The 23,761-nt window shown below is 67.9% G+C and carries 18 protein-coding genes and 2 pseudogenes; 9 read left to right on the top strand and 11 right to left on the bottom strand.

Features of this window, described 5'->3' with window-relative positions; translation table 11 throughout:
• Window positions 1-76: 76 nt before the first annotated feature.
• Together BLT82_RS34550 and BLT82_RS34545 are read right to left on the bottom strand one after the other, a co-directional pair.
• The gene (locus BLT82_RS34550; RefSeq protein ID WP_093662134.1) at window positions 77-1,144 is read right to left on the bottom strand and encodes a sensor histidine kinase; all 1,068 of its coding nucleotides are present in this window, start codon (window positions 1,142-1,144) and stop codon (window positions 77-79) included.
• Entirely contained in the window at window positions 1,141-1,815 is a 675-nt protein-coding gene (locus BLT82_RS34545) for a response regulator transcription factor (protein ID WP_093662132.1), read from the bottom strand. Before BLT82_RS34545 ends, BLT82_RS34550 begins: the two co-directional genes overlap by 4 nt.
• A gap of 381 nt (window positions 1,816-2,196) precedes the next feature.
• Here BLT82_RS34545 and BLT82_RS34540 point away from each other — a divergent pair.
• Window positions 2,197-3,257 (top strand): annotated as a pseudogene (locus BLT82_RS34540) (alpha/beta fold hydrolase).
• A 173-nt stretch (window positions 3,258-3,430) separates the two neighbouring features.
• Complete coding sequence (locus BLT82_RS34535; protein WP_093662130.1) at window positions 3,431-3,946, top strand: allene oxide cyclase barrel-like domain-containing protein; 516 nt, start codon at window positions 3,431-3,433, stop codon at window positions 3,944-3,946.
• 135 nt (window positions 3,947-4,081) lie between these two features.
• On the opposite strand, the gene BLT82_RS34530 is transcribed toward BLT82_RS34535, so the two are convergent.
• The gene (locus BLT82_RS34530; protein WP_093662128.1) at window positions 4,082-4,708 is read right to left on the bottom strand and encodes a TetR/AcrR family transcriptional regulator; all 627 of its coding nucleotides are present in this window, start codon (window positions 4,706-4,708) and stop codon (window positions 4,082-4,084) included.
• A 73-nt stretch (window positions 4,709-4,781) separates the two neighbouring features.
• On the opposite strand from BLT82_RS34530, the gene BLT82_RS34525 reads away from it, so the two are divergent.
• From BLT82_RS34525 to BLT82_RS38985, 5 genes are all read left to right on the top strand, one after another.
• The gene (locus tag BLT82_RS34525) at window positions 4,782-5,480 is read left to right on the top strand and encodes a hemerythrin domain-containing protein (protein WP_093662167.1); all 699 of its coding nucleotides are present in this window, start codon (window positions 4,782-4,784) and stop codon (window positions 5,478-5,480) included.
• Window positions 5,481-6,167: 687 nt separating this feature from the next.
• Window positions 6,168-6,458 (top strand): hypothetical protein, encoded by a 291-nt coding sequence (locus BLT82_RS34520; RefSeq protein ID WP_208868124.1) that lies wholly within the window; start codon window positions 6,168-6,170, stop codon window positions 6,456-6,458.
• A gap of 330 nt (window positions 6,459-6,788) precedes the next feature.
• Window positions 6,789-7,970, top strand: a complete 1,182-nt coding sequence (locus tag BLT82_RS34515; protein WP_093662124.1) for a metal-dependent hydrolase family protein — start codon at window positions 6,789-6,791, stop codon at window positions 7,968-7,970.
• A gap of 393 nt (window positions 7,971-8,363) precedes the next feature.
• A complete protein-coding gene (locus tag BLT82_RS38990; RefSeq protein ID WP_455431885.1) occupies window positions 8,364-8,993 on the top strand; it encodes a helix-turn-helix domain-containing protein in 630 nt (209 codons plus the stop codon).
• On the top strand, window positions 8,963-9,406 hold the full coding sequence (locus BLT82_RS38985; protein WP_455431884.1) for an IS630 family transposase: 444 nt from the start codon (window positions 8,963-8,965) through the stop codon (window positions 9,404-9,406). Before BLT82_RS38990 ends, BLT82_RS38985 begins: the two co-directional genes overlap by 31 nt.
• Window positions 9,407-9,560: 154 nt before the next feature.
• On the opposite strand, the gene BLT82_RS34505 is transcribed toward BLT82_RS38985, so the two are convergent.
• On the bottom strand, window positions 9,561-9,986 hold the full coding sequence (locus BLT82_RS34505) for a hypothetical protein (RefSeq protein ID WP_143041584.1): 426 nt from the start codon (window positions 9,984-9,986) through the stop codon (window positions 9,561-9,563).
• Between the two features lie 342 nt (window positions 9,987-10,328).
• On the opposite strand from BLT82_RS34505, the gene BLT82_RS37465 reads away from it, so the two are divergent.
• A complete protein-coding gene (locus tag BLT82_RS37465; RefSeq protein ID WP_167746168.1) occupies window positions 10,329-10,481 on the top strand; it encodes a hypothetical protein in 153 nt (50 codons plus the stop codon).
• Between the two features lie 53 nt (window positions 10,482-10,534).
• Here BLT82_RS37465 and BLT82_RS34500 read toward each other — a convergent pair whose 3' ends face one another.
• The 4 genes and pseudogenes from BLT82_RS34500 to BLT82_RS34485 form a co-directional block, all read right to left on the bottom strand.
• On the bottom strand, window positions 10,535-13,453 hold the full coding sequence (locus BLT82_RS34500; protein WP_404205768.1) for a helix-turn-helix transcriptional regulator: 2,919 nt from the start codon (window positions 13,451-13,453) through the stop codon (window positions 10,535-10,537).
• Between the two features lie 450 nt (window positions 13,454-13,903).
• Window positions 13,904-15,556: a hypothetical protein gene (locus BLT82_RS34495; protein ID WP_093662120.1), complete on the bottom strand. Its 1,653-nt coding sequence runs from the start codon at window positions 15,554-15,556 to the stop codon at window positions 13,904-13,906.
• A 115-nt stretch (window positions 15,557-15,671) separates the two neighbouring features.
• A complete protein-coding gene (locus BLT82_RS36965) occupies window positions 15,672-16,181 on the bottom strand; it encodes a hypothetical protein (RefSeq protein WP_143041583.1) in 510 nt (169 codons plus the stop codon).
• 139 nt (window positions 16,182-16,320) lie between these two features.
• Window positions 16,321-16,593 (bottom strand): annotated as a pseudogene (locus tag BLT82_RS34485) (transposase); the annotation flags it as partial.
• Between the two features lie 651 nt (window positions 16,594-17,244).
• Between BLT82_RS34485 and BLT82_RS34475 the strand changes: the two are divergent.
• The gene (locus BLT82_RS34475; protein ID WP_244529888.1) at window positions 17,245-20,784 is read left to right on the top strand and encodes a LamG-like jellyroll fold domain-containing protein; all 3,540 of its coding nucleotides are present in this window, start codon (window positions 17,245-17,247) and stop codon (window positions 20,782-20,784) included.
• Window positions 20,785-20,796: 12 nt separating this feature from the next.
• Here BLT82_RS34475 and BLT82_RS34470 read toward each other — a convergent pair whose 3' ends face one another.
• The 3 genes from BLT82_RS34470 to BLT82_RS34460 all read right to left on the bottom strand — a co-directional run bounded on the left by BLT82_RS34470 (window position 20,797) and on the right by BLT82_RS34460 (window position 23,717).
• Window positions 20,797-21,126, bottom strand: coding sequence for a hypothetical protein (locus BLT82_RS34470; protein ID WP_093662110.1), 330 nt, complete (start codon window positions 21,124-21,126; stop codon window positions 20,797-20,799).
• A gap of 394 nt (window positions 21,127-21,520) precedes the next feature.
• Window positions 21,521-22,327 carry an IS21-like element helper ATPase IstB gene (gene istB, locus BLT82_RS34465; RefSeq protein WP_244529887.1) on the bottom strand — a complete coding sequence of 269 codons (807 nt, stop codon included), beginning with the start codon at window positions 22,325-22,327 and terminating at the stop codon, window positions 21,521-21,523.
• Window positions 22,320-23,717 (bottom strand): Mu transposase domain-containing protein, encoded by a 1,398-nt coding sequence (locus BLT82_RS34460; RefSeq protein WP_244529886.1) that lies wholly within the window; start codon window positions 23,715-23,717, stop codon window positions 22,320-22,322. Before BLT82_RS34460 ends, istB begins: the two co-directional genes overlap by 8 nt.
• Window positions 23,718-23,761: the final 44 nt, after the last annotated feature.

Below are 23,761 nucleotides of genomic sequence, written 5' to 3'. Positions count from 1 at the left end.
CGTACAGACCCTCCCCTGGGAGACGACCTTCCATGACGACGTAGCCCCCTCGCCGACCGCCTGGCACCCTCCTGAGTCACGCGTCCTGGTGACCGGGCCACCAGTGCCTGGAGCGTCGCGGAGTATGACGGGGAACCAGAAGTGTGACGCAGGTCCCCTCGCCGGGGATCGAGCCAACGCTGAGGTGTCCGTTCAACAGGTGGCCACGCTCGCGCATGGCCGACAGCCCGGTGCCTGTGGAGACCACCGTACGATGCGCGGATCGGTTGACGGGACGGGAAGGCTTCTCGGCCATTCCCCGGCCGTCGTCCCTGATCGTCACGCGGAGCGTGCGGTCGTCGCTGGCCAGTTCCACGAGAAGGTGCCTGGCATGGGCGTGCTTGACCGTGTTGTTCACCGCTTCCTGCACGATGCGGTAAATATGGGCCTGGGCGTCTGGCGACGCTTCGTCCTCGAGTCGGTTCCAGTCCGCTCCGACGCGCAGTTCCGCTTCGATTCCGAAGGTTTCCTTCGCGCGTCGACACAGGGTCTCAAGAGCCGCCGCGAGGCCGAGCTGGTCGAGGGCGAGAGGCCGCATTTCCACGATCAGATGCCGCAAGGACGTGATCTGGTTCGTGATCAGGCCCTGTGCCTGGTCGATGGCCTCTTTCATTGCGCTGGACTGGCCAGTGCTGGCGCCGGCGGAGAGAACGAGCTGGACGGCGACCAGTTCTTGAAGGGTCTCGTCGTGCAACTCCCGGGCCCACCGCCGACGTTCTCGTTCTTCGCCGTCGCTGCGGGCTTGAACTCGCTCCCTTGCGAGACGGTGGCGGCGCGATACCGCACTGCGGCCCAGCATGGCGGCGGAGCCGATCAGCAGGAGAGGCACGATGTTCAAGCCGTTGAGGAGCGGCTCGTTGGTCATGCGAACGAGTTGCGCCACGGCGAGTATGAGTGCGAGCCCGCTCAGGGCCGCCAGCCATGCCCGCCGGACGGCAGTGCTCAGTGCCGCTGCGATGATCAGGACGACGGCTGCGCCGAGCGAGAACCTCATTACCCAGTGAGGCTGCTGCTGGAGGACCTCGAGCGCGAAGGCGATGGCGAGCAGAGCGGCTCCGGCGGCCTCCATGACCGGGCCGGGGTTGGCTCGCGGTGTGTTGTTCATCCCAGCAACCCTCGCTCGCGAGCAGCGGCGGTGAGTTCCGCCCGTGTCTCGGTCCCGAGCTTGTCCCGAATCCTGGCGCGGTGGGACTCCACTGTCCGAATGGAGACGTGGAGGCGCCGCGCGATCTCCTGATTGGTGTGACCCAGGGCGAGCAGTGAGAGAATCTGAAGCTCGCGCGCCGTCAAAGTGGCATCTGCGTCGGCGCCGGGAGCAGCGGCGTCCGCGATCGCCAGTCGGGCGCCCATCGCAGGTTGGAGGTAGGTGGCCCCATTCGCGACCTGGCGTGCCGCACCGACCAGTTCTTCCGTCGCCGCTTCCTTCAGCAGATATCCGGCCGCCCCGATCCGCAGGGCCGCGCGGGCGAACGCGGGATCCTCCTGCATTGTGAGGATCAGGATCCGGGTACCGGGTGACGCCGCGAGCAGGTCGGGGATCGAGGGCAGGCTGGTTCGGTCGGCCATGGTGAGGTCCAGTACCAGCACGGATGGCTGGTGCTGGGCCACGGCTCGCAGGGTGTCCGGGACGGTGGAGCTTTCGGCGACGATCTCGAACGCCTCGTCTTGGGACAACAGTGCTCGCATGCCCGCTCGGACGACGGGGTGATCGTCAGCGATCACCACGCTGATGCGTGACACGGTCTCGACACGCTGTACAGCGCCCTCGGCATTCATGGAAGCAAAGCTACTGCGTGAGGCGCGTCCGTCGTGCCCCCGGGGCATCGGTGGAGCGATCCGGTGGCAGTGGCCGGTTGGTTTTCCCGCCGGCGGCCACCGCGGCTCCCCACCGTGGCCAGTTCGATTCCCCGCTGGCGGCCGACTTGTGTACTCAGTGTGACGTCATCCGTACGGGGGGAGTCTCTACTGGCCGCCGTCGGGTCCTGAGGCAGCTTGGGCTGAAGAGCGGGTGCCGAAGCCGGGGTGCGGGAAACCCGCAGGATTCCTGCGGACGGACACCGAGGCTGCGAACGCGTCAGAGCACCACGATGGCTCTCAGAGAGCCCTCGGTCGGGTGCGGAGCGCCCGGTCAGCCGATACGGACAGAACGGTTCACAGATGATCGATAGACGTACTCTCGGCAAGGTCATCGGCACGGGCGTAGCGGGAACGGCTGCGGCGTCACTGATCGGGCTGGGCCGCCCCCGGCGGCGGCGGCCTTTCCATCCGGGAAGGGCGCCGAAAGTGCGGCAACCTTGCTGACACCCGGTACCGGTGACGGGACCTTCCCGGCGGTGAAGCAGGTCAAGGCCGGCGAACTGACCATCGGATATGCCGAAGCCGGCCCGGCCCACGGACCGGTCGTCATCCTCCTGCACGGATGGCCGTACGACATCCACAGCTACGTTGGCGTCGCACCCTTGCTTGCGGACCAGGGCTACCGAGTCATCGTTCCCTACCTGCGCGGACACGGCACCACGAGCTTTCTCTCACCCCACACCTTCCGCAACGCGCAGCAGTCGGTGGTTGCCCTCGACATCATCGCCCTGATGGACGCTCTGAGGATCAAGAAGGCCGTGTTCGGAGGCTTCGACTGGGGGTCGCGGACCGCCGACATCATCGCCGCGCTCTGGCCACACCGGTGCAAGGCTCTGGTGTCCGTGACCGGCTACCTCATCACCAACCGGGAGAACAACAAGCTTCCGCTGCCCCCGGCGGCCGAGTGGGCATGGTGGTACCAGTACTACTTCGCGACCGAACGCGGTGTGCAGGGCTTTGAGAAGTTCCGGCGCGATTTCACGAAGCTCATCTGGCGCAACGTCTCCCCGACATGGGAGTTCGACGACGCCACCTTCGTCCGCACAGCGGAGGCATTCGACAACCCCGACTATGTCCCCATCGTGATTCACAACTACCGCTGGCGGCTGGGTCTGGCCCAGGGCGACCCCCGCTACGACAAGCTCGAGGCGCGCCTCGCGACCGCGCCCGACATCGCGGTGCCCACCATCACCCTCGACGGGGAGGTCGACCCCTTCACCCCGGCCGGCGAGGGTGTGGCATACCGAGACAAGTTCACGGGTCCCTATGACCACCGGACCCTCAAGGGCATCGGCCACAACGTGCCGCAGGAAGCGCCTGGGGCATTCGCCCAGGCCGTACTCGACGTCGACCGATTCTGACCTGCGCCACCGAGGAAGGGGCGCTCGTCGCACCACCCGTCAAGCGGGCCACGCCTGCGACGGACACCCTCCATAGGCCACGGCTCGGCTGATGATGAGCGTGTCAATGTCCGAATTCAAATTCCCCGCCTTACTGGCCACGGAACCGACATACCAAGAAACGGAGAAGAAGAGTGACGAATAAGCTCAAGAACGCGAAGGTGCGCTATCTGAGTGCGGCCGCCGGAATGTCCGCGGCACTCGTCTGTGGGGTCGCCATCGCCCCGTTGGCTTCCGCCGACACGGCGAATCCCGTCAGTACGCCCGCGGCCGAGAAGCGCACACAGGTCTTCGAACTGGTCGGCAAGCAGACGTCGATCGCAGATCTCGATCTGGGGCAAACCGGAATCAGCCCGGGAGACCAGCGCGTCATCCACGAAGACCTCTACCGTGACGGCAAGAAGGTCGGCGATCACAGTGTGATCTGCACATACACCAGTGTCGACCCGGCCGCGCTGCAGTGTCTGGGCACCTTCTCCCTGCCTGAGGGGCAGTTCGCCGCACAGGCTCTGCTTCATCTGCCTGCCCCGTCCTATGTCGATGTCGGCATCACCGGTGGCTCGGGTGACTACAGCACCGCCCGGGGCTTCGTTCGCACCGTTCCCGCCGGTGAGACGGAGCGGCACTTCACCGTCCATCTCAAGCGCTGACGGCCGATTGCCGGGCCGACCGGAACGGCGGTGCCGCCCGACCGGCCCTAGGTTCCGCCGATGGTCGATCCGGCCGCGGTGGAGGTGGTCTCCAGTCGGTCGCCGCCGTACCTCTCATGGCCTTGAGGGCCGGCCTTAGCCGTAGTCCTTCAGCAGCGCCCAGCAGGCGGAGTGGGCGGTCCAGGTCTGGGCGCGGTCGAACGGCCAGGCGCGTTCGCCGACGAGTGTCATCCAGGCGTGCGGGCCGAGGTGGAACCAGAGGATGTCGACGGCCTCCGCGTGGGAGACGTCGGCACGGAGTGCGTCGAGAGCCACGAGGCGGTCGGCCACGCGGGTCAGCGCCTGGACGTAGTCGTCGGCCCCCCTGTCCAGGACCGCTTTCACGGCGGGTTCGCCCGGCGGGCTGCGATAGAAGAGCCCGTACACGAGGTCCCAGTGGCGTTCGTGGGTGAGCCGGGTGCCCTCGGCGGTCAGCTCGATCACGGTACGCGGGTCGTCGCTGGCCTCGACGGCGGCGAGGTTGTCGGCGATGGCCGGGTCGGTCAGGGCCGGCTCGAGGAGGGCCGTCAGGATGCCCGGCTTGTTCCCCACGCTGCTGTACACGGTCGGGACGGCGACCTTCGCCGCCTCCGCGATCTCCCCGATGGTGACCCCGGCGTACCCGCGGGCCAGGAAGAGCGTGTGCGCGCTGCTCAGGACGGCCTCGCGCGTGGCAGCAGCCGCGTCGGTGCGGCGCGGGGAGTGGTACTTCCGAGTGGTCACCCGCGCATCGTACCTCCTGCACAAGGAGTCACCATATTGACGATAATGGCCTTCAATGAATATGGTTGTCTCCATGCATATGGAGTCTGCTTCAGAATCTGCGTCGGTCATCGAGACCCGGCTCGCCCATGAGGTCCACCGCGTCGCCACCACCCTGCTGGCCGAGGCCGCCCCCCGCCCCTCGGTGCCACTCGCCGCACTGGCGCAGCTGCGCGACTTCCTCGTCGCGAACCTGCGCCATCACCACGAGACCGAGGACAAGGACCTGTGGCCGCGGATCGTCGCGGCGGCGCCGGCCACGGAACACGCCCTCGACGCGCTGAGCGACGAGCACGAGCGCCTGGACGCCGCGCTCGACCAGCTTGCCGCGGTGAACATGAGCGGCGACGAGGTCGGGGACGGGGCCGGTGAAGCTGGCGGTACCGGCCTCGGTGTCGGCGGCGTGACGGACGGAGTCCGGGCCGCGCTGCAGGACGCGGCCGTCGCCGTGCGCGACACGGTGCACGACCACCTGGACCGCGAGGAGCCGATCCTCTTCCCCGCGCTCCGCGACCACATCAGCGCCGATGACTGGCAGGACTTCGCGCAGCGGGTGATCGCGACCACGCCGCCCGTGGCCGGACACCTGATGATCGGCTTCCTCGACGAGGTGGGGACGCCCGCGGAGGTGGAACTGGTGCTCGCAGGCATGCCGGAGCCGGTACGCCCGCTCCTCCCCGTCATGCGCCGTCAGGCGACGGACGACCTGCGGATCCTGCGCGTCGCCGACTGATGACCTCCGCCTCGCCTGGGTGGCCGGACGCGGCGGACGCCGTGATCAGGGGCGACCTCACGGTCGCGGCCGCCAATGTCACCCCGGCCGACGGCGCCGTGGTCACCAGCGTCGCGCCGGTGGGCCTCGCGGACCGGGAGGCGGGCCGGGTCGGCTTCACCACCTCGCTCGGCCTCCCGAAGGAACCGGAACGCATTCTGCGGGACCCGCACGTGTCGGTCGCCCACCACACGCGTGATCACGGCTTCGCCGCAAGTGGCTCGTACGTGGTCGCGCAGGGCACCGCGTCGGTTGATCTGCGCCCGTCACCGGAGCGCCTGGCAGAGCTGATGTGGGCCTCGGAGCCCTTCCTCGGGGAGACAAGGCGCGGGCCGATACGGGACTGGCTGCTGCGCGAGAACCACCAGGAGCGCGTCTTCATCGACGTCGAGGTCGAGCGCGTCGCCGTCTGGCCCGATCCGGCGGCCCACGGACCGATGACGGCCACCGGCGCCGCCTGGCCCGAGGAACCGAACGTGCAGAAGTCCCCCGAAGAACGGTATGGGCCCGCGCGTCGGCCTCGCCGCGGTCGCACGGCAGATCGGCGGGCTGCCGCACCGGCTGCCGGCCTACCGCGGTGCAGACGGCCTCCCTGTGATTGTCCCGGTGGCGGTCCCCGGGCACGACGCCGCGAGGCTACGGCTCGACGTGGCCCCTGGACTGTTGCCGCCGGGCGGGCGCAGAGCCGGGTTCCTCGCCCAAGCCTTCCGGCCTCAGCGCGTCCGGCTGGGCATGCGCACGCTCACCGGACGGCTGACCGTCACCGACGAAGACTCCCGCTACGCCCCCCACACGTCCACGGGCCTGGCTGCGCCACCGTACAAGACCTTCCTGACGGCCTCGAAGCGCCTGCTGGCCCAGTACGAGCTGCGGCGTACCCGTCGTGACGGCACGGCCGCCCGCGCGCAGGCCCTCGCCGCCCACAGCCCGATGGACTGACCCGGACGGCCGCGGGGCCACCCCCGGACGCCGCAACCGTGACGGCCTGCAGAGCCGCACCTTTTGACGCCCGCAGCCAGAACGACATCTCCGCCGCCCACGGCATCCCAGCACATCACTCGGCAGCCAGGCCCCGACGGCTCTGCACCCGACGCCGGCACCGTCCTGAGAGTGCACCCCACTCGCTGCTGCACCGCTGACAGTGTCCGGCGCCCCGGTGCCTGGCCGGAGTCCACCAGCCCCTACCGACACGCATCTTCCGCACCTGCCCTGAGCAGGCCAGATCTCGGTGTCCCGCGTGACACACGCTTTCCGATCGGAGAATTACTGATGAATTCCTTTGCCATACACGCCGGTTCGATGTTCGACGGGTTCGCCTCGTCCGGACCTGTCACGGTGTACGTCAGAGGCGACCGCATCGTCCGCGTGGACCGCAGCGGCGCCCTGCCTGCCGACAACACTGAGGTCATCGATCTCGGCTCCCGGGCCTGCCTGCTGCCCGGCCTCATCGACACCCACATCCACCTCGCCTTCGACGCCGGCCCGAACCCCGTGACGTCCCTGGCCGCAACCAGTGACGCAGACCTGCTGGCCCAAATGCGAGCCGCGGCCCGGAGCGCACTGCACGCCGGAATCACCACCGTGCGCGATCTCGGCGACCGCAACTATCTCTCGCTGACCCTCGTGGAGGAATTGGCCGAGCACCCGGAGCAGGGCCCCGAGATCCTGGCCGCCGGTCCCCCGCTCACCACCCCGCGCGGGCATTGCCACTTTTTCGGCGGAGAGGTCGAAGGCACCGAGGCGTTGCGTGCGGCCGTGCGGGAACGCCACGCCCGCGGGTGCGCAGTCATCAAGATCATGGCCAGTGGCGGCATGATGACTCCTGAATCCGTGCCGCCGCACGCCTCGCAGTACGGCCTGGAAGACCTGCGTACAGTAGTGGACGAGGCACACCGCCTCGGGCTGCCCGTGGCCGCCCACGCCCACGGCGTCCAGGCCATCCGGGACGCCCTCGAAGCGGGCGTCGACAGCCTCGAGCACGTCTCCTTCCTCAGCGCCGACGGCGTCAAGGCCGACCCCGCTCTGATCGAGGCCATCGTGGAGAGCAATACCTTCGCGAGCGTCACAGCGGGCCTGGACCCCAGTGTGCCCATCGATCGGTCCAAGGGAATGGGCGCACGGGGCCAGACCATCTTCAGTACTTACGGCACCTTGCAGAAGGTGGGTGCCAAGGTCGTCATCGGCTCGGACGCCGGCATCGGGCCCGTCAAGCCCCACAACGTCCTCCCGCACGGCGTCGCCGATCTGGTCCGCGAGGGCGTGACCCCCATCGACGCACTGATCTCCGCGACCAGCCTGGCCGCCCAACTGTGCCGCGTCGAAGGCCGCAAGGGACGGATCATCGGCGGTGCTGACGCCGACCTTTTGGCCGTCAACGGCGATCCCGTCAAAGACCCCGCCGCCCTGCTGGACGTACGGGCCGTCTTCCGAGCAGGCATCCGAGTGCGCTGACATTCCTCCGGCTGATACACGCCCGCAGACAGCTCCGGGCCGACCGCACTCGCCGGGGAACCGTTCCCCAGAGCGGCGAGCTCGCTGGACGGCCCGGGGTGCTGGGGCGCCCGCGAACGTTCCCGCGCAGCAGCCCCGTAGTCGGGCCACTCGCAGTACTGATCTCTTCGTAAGTTCGGTGGGTGTGGTGGCCGTGTGGGTGGGAGGCTGTCGGGGTGGCTTATCAACCTTCCCTCTTCGACCGCCGGGACCGAGCACACATCACCTGATGACTTCGAGCAGCGCCTCAACGTCGTGTGTGCCGTCGACCAGAAGCACGAGATCGTCCGCGTAGCGGACGATTCGCCAGTTATTGATCCGAAACGGTAGCTGTTCTGGGTCGTTGGTCCCTGCGTGAGTGAACTGGTCGGGGACGCCCGGCAGTTGTCTCCGTCGGCGCAGGAGGCCCTTCGGTTGCGGGCGGTGGCCGCCTTGGTGGCGGGCCGGACTCGCGAGGACGTCGCGGCGGTGTTCCGGGTCTCGCTCAAGGTGGTGGACAACTGGTGGGCGAAGTGGCTGGCCGGCGGGCGCGAGGCGCTCGTGGCCCAGCCGCGTGGGCGCCGGGTCGGCGAGTATCAGGTTCTCAAAGCGGTCGAGCAGCAGGCGGTCCGGCAGGCCGTACTGGATCACCGGCCCTGTGATCTGGGGCTGGCGGGGCAGCTGTGGACGCGGGCCGGGGTAGGGGATCTGATCGCGAAGCCGTACCGGGTGCGGCTGACCGAGCAGGGCGTGGGCAAGTACCTGCGCCGCTGGGGCCTGTGGTTCCAGCGCCCGGACAAGCGGGCCGTCGAGCAGGATCCCGAGGCTGTGCGGGTCTGGCATGAGGAGACGTGGCCAGCGATCCGCGCGAAGGCGAAGGCCGAGGGCGGCGAGGTCCTCTTCGCCGACCAGGTCGGCACCGTTCCGACCAGGTCACCGGCCGCACCTGGGGCGCCAAAGGGTGCACCCCGGTCGTGCGCCGCTCGGGCAACCGCTTCTCGGTGAACGCGATGTCCGCGATCGGCACGAAGGGCCGGATGCACTTCATGGTGTTCACCGAGACCTTCGACGCCGACGTCATGTGCCGCTTCCTGGACCGGCTCGTCGGCCACTTCGACCACAAGGTGCACCTCGTCGTGGACGGCCACTCCGCTCACCGCTCCCGCAAGGTCCGCGCCTGGCTCGCCGACCACCCCGACCGGATCGAACTGCATTTCCTGCCCGCGTACTCGCCCGAGCTCAACCCCGACGAGCTGGTCAACGCCGACCTCAAGCGCAGGCTGCCCATGCGCAGCCGAGCCCGTGACCAGGCCCAGCTCGCCGCCGAGACCCGCCGGTTCTTCCACCGCCGTCAACGCCAGCCGCACATCGTCCGCGGCTACTTCGGCGGCCCACACGTCCGCTACACCCTCGAATAGACCCCTTTGAGTTTCGGATCAATAGGACGTCCAGCGAAACGGTGACGCCTGCTCGGTGGCAGGTACGAGCTTGATCGGGTTGGCTACTGTAGATGTGTTGTCCGGGCGTGGCGACACCGGAACGCCCTCCGCATCCGGTGTCGCCACGGTTCGGCTAAAGCTTTGCGATGTCCTTGTGGATCACTTCGATCCCGCCGTCATGGTAGGCGGCCAGGCGCACCTTGAGTTGATGGCCCTTGGGCGCCTTGATGATCCTGTTGAGCGTCTCCCCCAAGTTGCCGCCGTAACACGGAGGCTCTGAGTTGAGGGCGGCCCAACCGTCCCCCACGTCATTCGGGTCGTTCCACTCCACCCAGACGCAGTCGCGCTCGCTCGAGAAGGCAAGCAGCGAGATGATCTTGACCGAGTTCACCGCGCCGTCGACACGCTCGTATGTCACAGTCGCGGAATTGTGGTGGAGGCCGGCACCGGCCTCCAGGTTGACCGTGCTGACCAACGTGTCGGCAGCGGCCGGAGCCGCTCCTCCCGCTATCGTCGCGGCCACCACCGCGACAGCGACAGACAGGGCAGGTATGCGCATATTCCGTCTCCCCGAAGCTAGTTGAGGAAATTTCACTTGCTCGATTGACTTCGGCGGGAAGCGCGAAGGCTCCGGCTCCAGCGTCACACGACGAGAGCCTCGGCATCACCCGCCCCCCACAACGCCTTCACCCTTTCGCAGAGCAACGGCCGAGCGTATCGGTGAATCCACTTAATCCGACTACGTAGGTGTGCGTTCACCCTCATGAAGCCCCGTCGGAGCTCCGCCGGCAGGCGCCGCAGCCCCGAAGCCTCGTGATCCAAATGAAGGCCCGGCGCCTTGTCCCGTCAGTAGGCTCGGTCACGCCTGTCGGCCTGCTCGTTTACCCGTTGCCCGGCTGGCGTGGGTCGTATCGGCGGGCGACGCGCAGCATGGCGTGGTGAGCGGCTGCGCTACGACGCGTCCACCGACCGCTGCACCGACGCTATGTACCTGTTCCGGGCGGCCGGGGGCGTCTTCCGCTGCCTCGGCGACTACCAGGAGGCCACGGCCTGAGCCCGGGAGGCCACGGCCAAACCACGTGTCGTACCTCGACCATGGTGGGTTGTTCATGTGCGGCGGTCGAGGGCCGCACGCGTCATGAGGCCTGCCAGCGCCGAGCGGGAGGACACGGAGGTCTTCCGGTAGACGGCCGACAGGTGAGTTTCGACCGTACGCCGGCTGAGGTACAGCTTCGTCGCGATGGCCTGGTTGCTCAGTCCTTCGGCGACGAGTTCGGCGATTTCCCGTTCCCGTGCGGTCAGTTGGTCGAGCTCGGTGGGTGTGCGCAAGGGTTCCTCGAGCTGGGGGTGCACGAGCTCGGCCAGGTCGGACAGCAGGCGCGCGCCGCCTGCATCGGCGATACGGCGGGCGCGCTCCCACATTGCGGCGGCGCGCGGATGGTCGCCTGTCGCCTGCGCCTGGACGGTCGCCAGCAGCAGGGAGTAAGCCTCCCAGAGCGTCGCACCGGACGGCGCATACGCCTGCGCGGCGCGCTCGAAGAGGTCTGCGGCCGCGCGGCCGTCGCCGCGGTGCTGGGCGAGCGCCGCCTCGGCGCGCAGAGCCGCCCCGCGCTGACCGTGGAGACCCATTCGGTCGGCTTCCTCAACGGCTCGTGCGGCCCACCTCGCGGCCTGTTCGACGTCGCCGACCGCGAGGGCGGTGCTGACGAGGGTGTCTAGTTGACCGGGGCGTATGGAGGGTTGCAGCCTGAGCAGTTCGGGACCCCCCGCTTTCATGATCGCTTCCCGCGCCCGGTTCGGGTCGCCGCTCACGAGCGCCGTGTGGCCGAGCATGCACCCGGCCAGCGATGCCCACCAGTGCCTGCTTGTTCCGGCCGCGGCCACGGCTTCCTCGGCGGTCGCCAGGGCGCTGGTGTCGCCCAGGGGGCGGCGGACGAGCAGGATCAGCGCCTTGAAGCACAGCGTGAAGGTCAGGAGATCACTGCTGCCGATGGCTCGTGCGATGGATTCCGCTTCCTCGGCAGACTCCAGGGCGGACGGCATCCGACAGGTGCTGAGGTGCACGAAGGCCTTGCTGCTCAGCAGGTGGGGCAGGACGTGGACCTGACCGCTGCGGCGGGCGATGTCCAGACCCCGTTCGGCATGCCGCTCCGCGTCGGCATAGCGCTCGAGCAGGGCTTCCGCCCAGGCGAGCCACACCAGCGACTCGCACAGTTCCGTGAGGTTGGGGTCGGTGAGTCCGTCTGCGAGGCTGGCGGCGAGATCGGCGAACCGGCGGGCCGCCGCAGTCTCGCCTTCGTACGCCTCTCCCAACGACCCCAGCGCCAAGGCCCCCATCTCTCCCATGAGGTCGCCGTTTGAGCGAGCCACCGCGAGTGTTCGCTCGATCTCGTCACGTACGTCGGGATAGGAGACGGTGTTCAGGGCGGCCATGCCCAGCGCGAGTCCTAAGGAGACCGCCTGGCGGGGCTCAGGGCCGGGACTGCGGGTCAGTTCCCGCTGAAGCAGGGCTGTCGCTTCCGGGGAGTGTCCGAGATGGCGTTCCATCATGGCGCAGAGCGCTATCGCATCGCTGTAGAGCGATGCGTCGTTCCGCCCGGGACTACTGATCAGGGTGTGGAGCAGGTCACGGCTTTCCCGCAGGCTTCCGCCCACACCGAGTGCTCTGGCGCGCGCCAGTGTCAACTCTCTACGCTGCTGTGCGCAAGCGGGCGTCTGAGGCATGAGTCTCAGGACGACGTCCAGCAGATGAGCGGCCGTCGCGGGCGCCGTGTGGGCGAACTGGGCGGCCGCCTCGCTCAGCACGGCCGCCGATTCGGGATCCCAGCCGACCAGCGACCGCTCGACGTGATGAGCGCGCTCGGCGGCGGAGGCACCTGCGCGGGCCAGTTCCTCCGCTGCGCTGCGGTGGATCTCGGTGCGGCGTGGTTCGGCGGTGTTCTCGTACACCATCGCCCGCAGCAGCGGGTGGCGCAGTGCCCACCGGCCGTCGGCCCCCTTGCGCAGCAGATCGCGCCGCGCCAGTGCACTGACGCAGTCGTCGAGTTCCTCGGGCGTGGTGTGTCCGGTCGTCACGTTCAGCATTACCGGCGTGGCATGGTCGCCGAGGACCGCCACCGCTTCGACGGTACGGCGCTGCGTCGTGGTCAGCGCGGTTAGCTCGTCCAGGAGCAGGGACCCCAGTCCGCTCGGCACTCCGGACGAGGCGTTGTCGTGGGTCCGGACGGTGGTGCCGCGCGACGGCGCGCCATGACGATAGGCGTGCAGAAGGCAGTGGAGGTACAGCGGGTTACCCTCGCTGGATTCATAGATCTCCTTCGCGTCGCCGGGCGGCAGGTCGGGGGCGAGCGCCTCGATCGACGCCTGCTCGGGCAACGGTCGCAGCGCCATGCGAAGTACGGACCCACTGTCGATGCCGCGGGTCAGAGCGGCGGCAAGGGAGTGCGGCGTCTGCCGTTGTCGTCGGGCCACGACCAGAAGCACCCGGCCGCCCACCGGGTGACGGATCAGATGGTCCAACAGTTCCAAAGACGCCGGATCCGCCCAGTGCAGGTCGTCCAGGGCCATCACCACCCCGCTGCGCTCCCCGAGCCTGGTCAGCACTTCTGCGACGGCCCTGTAGAGGCCAAACCGGTCGCGGGCCGAACCCCACGCCGAGCCCTGCACACTGTCGGCTCCGCGCAGCACCGGTTCCGCAGCCCCGGGCACGGCATCCGGGCCGAGAAAAGCATGATCGAGGTCGGCGAACGCGTCGGTGAACGTCTGGAAGGGAGTGTGCTGCTCGTACTCCGTGGCCCTGCCGCGCAGCACGGTCAACCTGCCCCGCCGCGCCCACGCACAGAGCTCGCTCAGCAGCCGACTCTTCCCCATACCGGCGTCTGCGGCGATGTCCACGACTGAGGGAACACCGTCCTGACCTAGACTGCCGATCACCGAGCTGAGCCGTCTCAGCTCGTCAGCTCTGCCGACCAGCGTTGTCGCCGTCTCCTCCAAGGCCGGTACCAGCGCGTCTCCATTCCCCGCCACGTCCCGCGTGATCGTTCCCCAGTGGTTGCTCCTGCGCGACCTTCCCTGCACAACCAGCCGATTCCCTCATGGATACGTCATTATCCTACGGCGCTGTTCGGTGGCGCTGCTGCTACGAAACGGTGGCGCAGCACCACCCAGTTATGCGTGCGGCCTCCAGGGGGAGGCGGGCGGTGAGTTCGACGCGTTCGTCGCCGTTCGGCTGGCGTCCCCATCCTGCGAGGACGACGCATCCCTGCTCCAAGCGTGAAAAGAGATCACCGCCCCCTTCGCCGGATCCCGCAACGGCAGACGGCTGCTTACCAGGCCCTGGCGGCCAGCTCATGGTTCTGTTCAGCCGGCTGGTTTAGCGAACAGTGTTGACCGTGCGCGCCGGACTTGCCCGGAACAGCCCGCCGCGCGGCCTGCCTCAGCGCTTGGGAGCAAATGTCGCCGCGCAGCCCTGGGACGTCAGCGGGGTTCGGGGAAGCCGGGCAGTGCGAGCGGTGCGGGGACGGGTTCGTCGCGGGTGGTGGCGGATTGCAGTTGGAGCCGGAAGTGTTCTTTGTTGGCGGGTCGCACGGTGACGACCTGGCCGTCGCCGTGCCCGCTGTCGAGGGCGGCGAGGGCCTGCTGGGCGTCGTCGGCGGTCACGCGGGGGTGGAAGAAGAGCACGGGGCCCAGGTCCAGGCGCCGCCCGGCGAGCGTGATGGCGAACTCCTCGCACTCGACTCGCACGGCGTGGGGTTCACCGCTGAGCAGGGCCCGCAGGACGGGGGAGTCCTGGCCGTTGAGGATGAAGCGTGCTGAGGGCATGAACGGGGAGATCACGCAGTGTCCGTCGATGAGGAGGCGCGCTGCGCGCAGGGTGATCCGGTCGACCGGGGCGAGCTCGGCGGGTATGGGGAAGTACTGCTCGCAGTGGCGCTGGACCACTTCGAGGTCCTCGAGGTAGCGGCGCAACTCCGCGGCTTCCTTACGCGCTGCTTCGGGCTTGGCCGGCAGGTCGCCACCGCTGATGACGCCTGCGCGCGCACGGACGTGGAAGGCGCCGCCGGCCACGATGCGCTGGTGGATGCGCAGCAGGCGCAGAGCGGCAGCCGGCTCAAGCCCCTCCAGGGAGAAGGTGAAGCGCAGCGAAGCCGGGGCATCCGCATGGTCGGGGATCATCAGCTGCATGCAGCCGCCGGCCAGTTCCACGTCGACGGAGCGGCCGATGCTGCCGCGTCCCAGGTGGCGCAGCGTGCCCGGGTAGGAGGCGGTGACCTGACGGCCGTCGAGGAAGACCACCTCCACTTCCGTCTCGGCCCCTGGGGCCATTTCGGCCGGCCGCCACGGCACCTCGACGTCCTGGTGGGAGGCGGTCAGCCACTCGGGCCCGGAGACCGTCAAGCTTTCCACCGCCCCGCGCGGCAGCACCACTTCCTCGGGCAGTCCGAAGCCCAGGCTGCGCCGCACGGCCTTGGCGAGCTCGGGCGCCAGGGGGCCGTTCCCGGTCAGCGAGATCTCCACGGGCGAGACCTGGTGGGCCCGCGGGTGCTTGCCCCGCAACGTGTGCACCACCGTCTCGCCCTGCCGGGCGAAGTCCACCGTCCAGTGGTCGTCCAGTCCGTCGACCTGCCGGCCCAGTGCTGCGACCCGGGCGCGCACGTCGCGCGTGCCGCCCATCAGCAGCGCACGCTCCTGCCGGTAGACCTTGGCCGTCTCATAGAGCTGATCCAGGTCCGCGTGAGTGGCCATCAGACCGTCCAGCTGGGCCCGGTCCCACACCTGTATCCGCACTGACTGCCCGGCGGCCAGAGAGGTCACGAACTTCCGCTCCGCCGTCGTCAGGGTGGACGGAGCGACCAGGATCCACTCCCACGGCCTGTGCTTCGTGGCCCGGGCGAATGACCCCTTGATCGACTTGCGCCGCCCCTTGAACGACGCAGTCGGAAAACCGTCCAGATAGTACTTCAACTGGAAGATCCGCATCCTGGATCCGTTGGTGACCTTGATGTCGATCCCGTCATCCCCGCCGCGCCCGTTGACCACCTCCACGTGCGCGGATGCGTCGTACATCCGGTGCACCAGCGCCTCGACGATCCGGTCGAATCCGGGCTGGCCGACCCGCTCCCGCTCCACACCCGCCCCCTTCCGCCGCAGTCCTCACCCAGGCACGATGGTCCCACCCGGTGCCGACACTCCACCTGTGGTCCGCGTACCTGACTGGGTGCGTTCGCGTGTACGCCGGCACCTGTCACTTGGTGCAGTTCCCGATGACTGAGACTTGGATCATGCCTTTGTGGGGGGCCGCTTTGGCGGTGAGTTCCTTGGGCACCGGGCGGGCACGGAGCATGATGCCCCATGTGGCGTACCTGAGGTCGGCGAGGTCCGTCACGGGGCCGTCGGCTTTCCAACCCCGTTTCTGCAAGCGGTCGGTGAGGCGGAGTATCTCCGGTCGGCCAGGGGCCGTGAGGGTCATGATCAGGCCGTGGGCGTTGCAGTGCGGGAGTTTGTCGGTGACGGTCTTCTCGTCGCTCAGGACGCGCATGCGGTCTTCGCCGACGCCTTGGGCGGCGTCGTGGATATCGCGCAGGACCTGCTCCAGGGACTTGTGGGCGCCGGTTGGTGATGCCTTCGCGGCCGACTGCGGGGATGCTGTCGCGGAGGCTGTCGGCGGTGTTGCCCCGCTTGAGCCTGCGCAGCCGGTGAGCAGCAGCGTTGCGATCGTGGCGGCGATGGCTGTGGAGTATCTGAGTTCGGTCAATGTCCCACCCCTGGTATGGCGGACCCGGTATGGAGCACCAGGTCAGACGGGGGGAGTGTGCCAGCCCAGGGCCGTGCTCGCACGCGCGAATCGAGGATGCCGAACGGTCCCCACCTGATCTCTGCTTCGGCGCCTGTGAAGAGGCCGATCCGGCCCAGCGCGGGGACGGGCTGGAGCTTCGGGACGGCCAAGCCGTAGTCTACGCCAGCTTCCTCCAGCATGCGACGCAGCCGCCATTCCTGACCATAAACCGAGTCCACAGTTTCCCCGGTGATGGGCAGTGGAGACGCCAGGAGCCGCTGGATCCCGGCTTTGGCGAGGTCGCCCTTGGCCGCGAAGTCGCGGTCGTCGGGCATCTTCACCGCCTCGCAGTGGTCCCTGCCCTCCTCCAGGATCTCGGCAGATACCACTCCCACTTCCGGCACCTGACGCCACAGCAGCCGAACAGACTCGAGAAGGCGCTTCTGACCAGCAGAGACAGCGAACTACAACTGGAGACTGGCCAGTCCTCGCCGTAGGCGGATCCGGACGTGGGCATGACATGGGCGACGGGCTTGTTCATGTGGGCCGACTGGCGGGTGCGGTCGGCGGTGTTGAGGGTGTGGTTCAGGCCCAGGAAATCGGGGAGGGGCAGCGACCAGTACAGGTTGGTCTCCCGCTCAGGCGGGACGCTGATGCAGGTGACCGGGATGCTACCTGAGTTTCCAGCCCGTCTCCGAGCTGGTGATGCTCACCGGCGACCCTTCCATGACGATGGCTCAGGATGCCGACAGCCCGCGCGCCATCGCGGTTTGGGATCAGGGCAGCAGATCGGGCCTCGATCAACCCCTGCAAGCCGCCGCCGGCCCGGGGGACTGTTCACCGGACGTCCGTAGGCATCCCGAATCCGGAACAAATACTTCGAATCAGATTGAATTAGTGCAGCATTGTGCAGGATGTGACCCTGAGGGGGTTGACGTTCGGAATGCGGACGATCATATTTGGTCGGTCTGTGTAAGGATCATGTAAGACCTGGGGTGGGTTTGTGAGGGGTTGGGTGTGGCGTCGGGGGCGCCGCAGAACCGTGGCGGTCACTGCCGCAGCGATCATGGCCTCGGTGCTTCAGCCGTTGGCCGGTCAGGCTTCAGCGCAGCAACCAGCGGCAGCGCCGATGTCGGCGCAGAGTGCGTCGGCGCTGGCGGCTGAGACGGGTGAGCCCGTGGAGGTGGTCTCGGAGCGTTCCGAGTACACCAGGACTGAGGCGAATCCGGACGGCACGTTCACGTTGACGCAGTCGACGACTCCTCAGCGGGTCAAGGCTGATGACGGTTCATGGCGTGATGTGGATGTGACCCTTGAGCGCCGCCCGGACGGGACCGTGGGCCCGAAGGCGGCCGTGGTCGACCTCTCGTTCTCCGGCGACGGTACCGGCAAGGACATGATCCGTCTGGCCGCGCCTCAGGGTTCGGTGACCCTGGGCTGGCCCGATCAGTTGCCGCAGCCGACGCTCGAGGGGCCCACAGCCACCTACCCGGAAGTCTTCAAAGGCGTCGACCTGCAGCTGACGGCGACTGCCGAGGGCTATCGCGAGGTACTGGTCGTCAAGACCGCCGAGGCGGCGGCCAACCCCGAGCTCAACGAGGTGGCCCTCACCGCACGGGGCGACGGGCTCACCGTCGCCCCCGGGGCCGGCGGCGGCCTGCGGGCCATCGACGAGGACGGCAACACGGTCTTCAAGGGCCCGGCCGGCCTGATGTGGGACTCGGCCGGCGACGCCGACGAGACCGGTGCCCGGACCCAGCTGATGCGCAACACCTCCTCTGCGAACACGGGCGAACCCGCTGCGAGCGAGGCCTCCGAGGCGGCGGCGCCGGACAAGGGCGATGTCAGCGCGGTCCTTCCGGTGCACGTCAGCGACGGCGAGATCGCCGTCAAGCCGGACTTGGACGTGCTGCGCGGCGAGGGCACGGTGTACCCCGTCTACATCGACCCGTCTATGGGCCTCGGTGTCTCGGAGCGGACAGTGTTGTCCTCGGACGGTGACACCTTCTACGACTTCAGCGGCGACTTGGGCGTCGGCCGCTGCTACCGGGTCGGGCCGTACTACTGCGACGCCGACCACACCAACCGGATGTACTTCGAGTTCTCGCCGAGCAAGCTGGTCGGCAAGTACGTGATCGATGCGACTTTCCGCGCATATGAGACGTGGTCGTTTTCCTGCTCTGCGCACTGGGTGGACCTCTGGCGCACGAACAACATTTCGAGTGCGACTCGTTGGCCCGGACCGGCGCAACTGGATCTGATGGGGGACCGGCAGGTCTCTGCAGGCCGTGGTGACCACTGCTCACCGGAGCAGCCCGACAAGTGGATCGAGTTCAACGACAGCGCCAGTGAGACGGACGAGAACCTCACCAAGACGGTCCGCTCCTTCGCCGACGGCAACTTCTCGCGCCTCACCCTCATGTTGCGGGCGAAGGACGAGGGTAACGCGGACGCGTGGAAGCGGTTCAAGGAGAACGCCGAACTCAAGGTCGTCTACGTCATCAAGCCCGGCCTAGTGTCCAATGACGGTGTCATCCCGGGCAACGGAACCGTTGAGCGCTGCTCGACCTCGGACGCCACCCCCATCATCGCCACGCGCTCCGACCCGATGCTGCAGGCGCGCGCGCAGACCGCTGTGCAGCCTGCGAATGATGAGGAGCGCGGGTCGCTGCGGGTGCACTACTGGGTCGAGCGGAAGCTGCCCGGCGGTACTTGGACAGCGGATCCGCCTGTTCAGTTCAACGTGCCGTCCACCGGTTACATCGTGGACGACGCACTCGCCAAGCAGCGCCTGGCCAACGGTGTGGACGGGGCCCTGTACCGGGTGAGGTCGCTGGTGCAGACGTTCTGGACGTACGAGGGTGTCACGACGGCGATCTCCTCCGGTTACAAGCGCTGGTGCTACTTCAAGATCGATGCAACGGCTCCCAAGGAGCCGCAGATCACCTCCAACGGCCCTTACACGCAGTGCACGGCCGACCTTTGTGAGTCCAAGGGCGGACCTGGTGAACAGGGCTCCTTCACGATCAAGCCGAATACGGCGGACAAGGACATCAGCAGTTACCGCTGGCGCCTGTTGACGCAGTCCGCCGACGACACGACCATCGAGAGCGAACTCGCCGCCGACGGCAGTGTGACGATCAAACCGGTACCGACCACGGCCGGCACCCAGGTGTTGATCGTTGAGGCCGTCGACGTCGTGAACAGCCTCCCGCGGACAGGGACTCCTGCAGAGTTTCACTTCAAGGTCAAGCCGGGCGCGAATGCCGTGGGTCGCTGGCACTTCGGCGAGGCAACCGGCACCAAAGCCGCTGACACAGCCACGGAGGGCCCGACCCGGCACGAGATCACACTGCATCAGCAGGCCGGTACGGCGGCGACCTGGTCGGAACGCGGCCGCCGCGGCATCGGTGACCACTCGCTCCGCCTGAACGAGGACGTGACCGATCCGGCCAAACACATCGGCTACGCCTCAACGGCTGAGCCTCCCCTCAACACCAAGGACTCCTTCACCGTCTCCGCATGGGTGCTGCTGAAAGACGGGGCCAAGACACGGGTGGTGGCTTCAGCGCCAGGCACGAGCACATCCGCCGCGTTCAACCTGTTCTACTCCGCCTCGACGAAGAAGTGGGTGTTCAACAAGGCTGTCGCTGATTCGTCGACCCCTGCATATGTAAGCGCCTTGGCCGACGTGCCGAATCCGCCGCTGAACGTGTGGACGCACTTGACCGGCGTGTTCGATACGAAGAACGACACGGACAAGAGCAACGACACCATTCAGCTCCTTGTCAACGGTCGTCCGCAGGGCACGCCCATCACCCTCGCGACCGCGAATCCGGCTTACACGCCGTGGACGTCCGCAGCGGGTATGACCGTGGGTGCCTCGAAGGCCGGCGAGTACTTCCTGGGCGGCATCGATGAGCTTGTGGTGTGGCAGCGGGCGCTGAGCGAAGACGAGGTACGTCTGGAGAACCGGCTTCAGGATGCGGACGCGGCACCGGCGGCTGAGCTCGTCGCCTATTGGGACGCTTCTGACGCCGCCGGTGGAAAGATCCCCGGCCGCACCCCCTACGCCCCGGCCATGAACATCCAGGGCAGTGGGGCGACCGCTGACCCGGCGCAGGGCGAGGTACGACTGAACGGAACCTCCGGCTACCTGTCCACCACCGGACCCGTCATCGACGAGACCGGCTCGTTCACGGTGACTGCCGGCGTCCGACTGGACGGCGCGAAGTTCGCCGCCCTGCCGGTCGGGGCCAAAGCACACGTCTTCGGCCAGGCCACTCCGGACGGCAAGGAGTCCTCGTGGGCCCTGTGGGTGGAGAAGGTCGCCGACGACGGCTTCTTGTGGCACTTCAGCCGCACGGCCACTGACGCTGTGGGAACGGTCGTTGCCACCGCGTCGGTGCCCTCAATGGAGTCCGCTGCGATGGACGTTCCCGTTCAGGTGACCGTGATGCCGATCTCGAATTTTCCCCACTGCTGCTCTTCGCCTCAGTTGGTTCACGAAGTGAACCAACTGAGGAAAGTGGGGAGCGGAAAGCAGAAGGACTCACCGATCGCTGGGTCGATGAGTCCTTGAGCGCGGGGTGGGTCAGTGGGACGAGACGAAGCCCGCCGACTGGTCGAGGTGGAATGGTGAGCCGGGGCTCGCCGGCGTCCAGCCGCCGCTGAGAGCGGTTCGGATGCTGTCGGCCACCTGGGCGGGCAGGATCGGGCTGCCTTGTGTTCCGAACCAGTTGCTCGGGTGCGGCTGGTTGGTGGTGACCACCAGTGTGGTGCCGGGAGTGTCGGCGTGTTCGACCGCGTAGGTGAGGGGTGACCGGACCAGTCCCTGGTCATAGGTCGGCCGTCCGCGGAGTCGCCACCGGTAGGCGGTGCCGTCCACGTTGATGAGCCGCGATCCCTTTTTGACCAGTGCCATGTCCACATCCTTTCCCATGTGACAGTAGTGAACGGCGACTGATCGTGTCCTGCCGATTCCCGTCGGACGGTGTCAGCTTCTGCGCATCGGGATTACGTCCCGGCTTGCTGCTGGGATGGTGGGTCGTGCGGCCTCGGGAGTGGCCAGCAGGGCGACGATGGTGACGGGCTTGTCGCAGTGCGGGCAGTTTCGGACGGCCGTGGGCGCGAGTGGTGTCGGGTCTGGCGACGTTGGCGTCATCGGTTCGCCTTCAGCGACGTCGGCGGCTTCGTCGCGTTCGCGGCGTCGGCGCCGAGCGGCCTCTGCTTTGCAGCGGGGGGTGCAGTAGGTGTGCCGGGCCGCCGCATTGCGGTTGACCTGGAATGACGTCCAGCAGATGGGGCACTCCCGGAATTCAACCAGCACGTCCGGTCACTCCTTTGCGGAGGTTGTCGGCGTGGGACTGGTGCGAGCGGAGACGGTAGGAGGGTCCGTCGATGCCGACCACGGCGGCGCGGTGAAGGAGCCGGTCGAGCATCGCGGCAGCGACGGTCGCGTCGCCGAATGCGCCTGCCCAGTCGGCAATACCGACATTGGTCGTGAGGATCGTGCTCGACTTCAGATACCTCTGGTTGATCACCTGGAAAAGGGCCGAAGCACCGTCGCCGGGCAGCGGGAGATAGCCCAGTTCGTCGATCACGAGCAGGCGAGGGCCAGCGAAGAACCGCATGATGCTCGACCAGCGGCCTTCGAGGGCGGCCTTGTGGCACTTGGCGGCGAGTTCGGCGGCGGTGGTGAAGTAGACACGGTGGCCGGCATCGACCGCGGAGCGGGCGAGTGCGACGGCCAGCATCGTTTTGCCGACGCCGGGTGGGCCGACCAGCAGGACGTTGGAGGCGTTGTCGAGGAACCGCAGGGTGGCCAGATCGCGGATGAGTTTCTCGTCGACGCCGGGCTGGGCGGCGAAGTCGAAGTCGTTCAAGGTCCACGGTTCTGGCAGGCAGGCGAACCTCAGTCGGGAGGAGAGTTTGCGGGCTTCGGTCGCCTCGACCTCGATCTCGAGGAGCTTCTCCAAGGCGGTGGTGAGGGTCATCCGCTCAGCGCGGGCCTGGTCCAGGACGCGGGGAAGGGCTTCGGCGGCGTCGTTGAGTTTCAGATAGGACAGGTGGCCTCGCAGCTGCTGGTAGCGGCGGGCCTCGCTCATCGGCATGGTGTCACTCACTCTCACACTCCTGGTCTTCGTGGGTGGGGGCCTGCCGCAGCCGGTCGGCGACGGCGGCGTAGTGGGACAGGTCGATCACGACCCGGTTCGCGACATCCGACTCAGGTCGGCCGCGAAGCTTCTCGGCTTCCGCCTGGGCCGCAGCCGATGGAGGCCGCCGGACCTTGGTGCGGCAGGGCGCCTTTTCGGAGAACGAGGCGAGTACGGCCCGTTCGAGGGCGATGACGTGTCCTGCGTCCCGGACCGTCTGCCCGGCCCCGTCCGGTGCCCGGCGGTGGTGGGCGATGACCGCGCGACCGGCGGTGACCACATGCAGGTCGTCCTCGCCGAGGCGGATCCGGACGGTGACGTGGGCGCCGGTCAGCCCGGGCGGAACGGAGTAGTGGTTGCCCGCGAAGGAGATAAGTCCTTGCGGGCTGACGACGCGGGTCTGCTCCAGCTCGGCGGGGAACGGGCGGGTCGGCAGTTCCAGCAGCGGCTCGGCTTCGGCGAGCGCGGCGACCGTGGTCGACGCTCCGTCGATCTTGCGTTTGCGGCTGTCCATCTGCATGGCCAGCTTGTCGACGCCGTTCTGGCCTGCCTCGATGCTGATGCCGTCCGGGACGGTTCGCCACCAGCGTTGGGCTGCTGAGTGGTTGGCCTTCTCGACGACGCCCTTGCGGTTGCCCCGTCGCGGCGGGCAGATGTCGACGCCGGCTCCGTAATACTTCGCGACGGCGGCGAAGGTCGGCAGGATCCGTCCGGTCGGCGGGTGGCAGACGGTGGCCATCCGGTCGAACCGCCACCTTCGGGCTGTTCCGCCCAGGCGCCGCAGGACGGCGTCGATGGCCTGGACCAGGTGCGGAAAGGTCTCTGCCTCCGCGAGCACGGCCCGCCATCGGCCCGAGTGAGCCAGGGCACCGACGAGGAGATGTGCGTTGGCACCGACGCCCCACTCCGCAGGCGGGTCCGGGAGCTCGACCCAGTCGAATTGGATCTCCTCGCCCGGAGGATGCGCGATGATCGCCACGTCGCGGCCGCTCGAAGCCCGGCATGGTTCGCAGTGCGGACGTGCTTTGTATCTCCGCAAGGCCCGGGTGAAGGTGGAGTATCCGCCCGCATAGCCGAGTTCCACCACTTCGTCGAAGAGCGTCGAGGCCCACAAGTGGGGGTCGTCGCTGAGTCGTTGGCGGCAGTACTCCAAGAAGGGCATGAACGCGTCCGGCGACTGGCGGCGATATCCGGAGACCCGTTCGCCATTCAGATAGGCGCGGATCGTCTTGCGGTCGTGCCCCAGGTGCCGAGCGATCGCCGAGATCGACCAGCCCTGGCGACGCAGTGCGTGAGCGTCCACGTCTTCCTCCCAGGTGAGCATCCAGGGCCCTTCAAACAGGCCGAACTCCGTGCTCACGCAGGCTCTCCACGACACGCCGACACCAGTTCGACACGCCGGGA

It is taken from the genome of Streptomyces wuyuanensis, assembly GCF_900103455.1.
Classification (GTDB): Bacteria; Actinomycetota; Actinomycetes; order Streptomycetales; family Streptomycetaceae; genus Streptomyces; species Streptomyces wuyuanensis.
Note: the sequence above shows the minus strand (reverse complement) of the source record. Positions and strands in the feature narration are given on the sequence as shown.

Excerpts from the sequence above, each read along its gene's own strand:
- BLT82_RS34545 (WP_093662132.1), bottom strand. The coding sequence starts at position 1,815 with ATGAATGCCGAGGGCGCTGTACAGCGTGTCGAGACCGTGTCACGCATC.
- BLT82_RS34470 (WP_093662110.1), bottom strand. The coding sequence starts at position 21,126 with ATGGCACTGGTCAAAAAGGGATCGCGGCTCATCAACGTGGACGGCACC.
- BLT82_RS34505 (WP_143041584.1), bottom strand. The coding sequence starts at position 9,986 with ATGCGCATACCTGCCCTGTCTGTCGCTGTCGCGGTGGTGGCCGCGACG.
- BLT82_RS34515 (WP_093662124.1), top strand. The coding sequence starts at position 6,789 with ATGAATTCCTTTGCCATACACGCCGGTTCGATGTTCGACGGGTTCGCC.
- BLT82_RS34550 (WP_093662134.1), bottom strand. The coding sequence starts at position 1,144 with ATGAACAACACACCGCGAGCCAACCCCGGCCCGGTCATGGAGGCCGCC.
- BLT82_RS34525 (WP_093662167.1), top strand. The coding sequence starts at position 4,782 with ATGCATATGGAGTCTGCTTCAGAATCTGCGTCGGTCATCGAGACCCGG.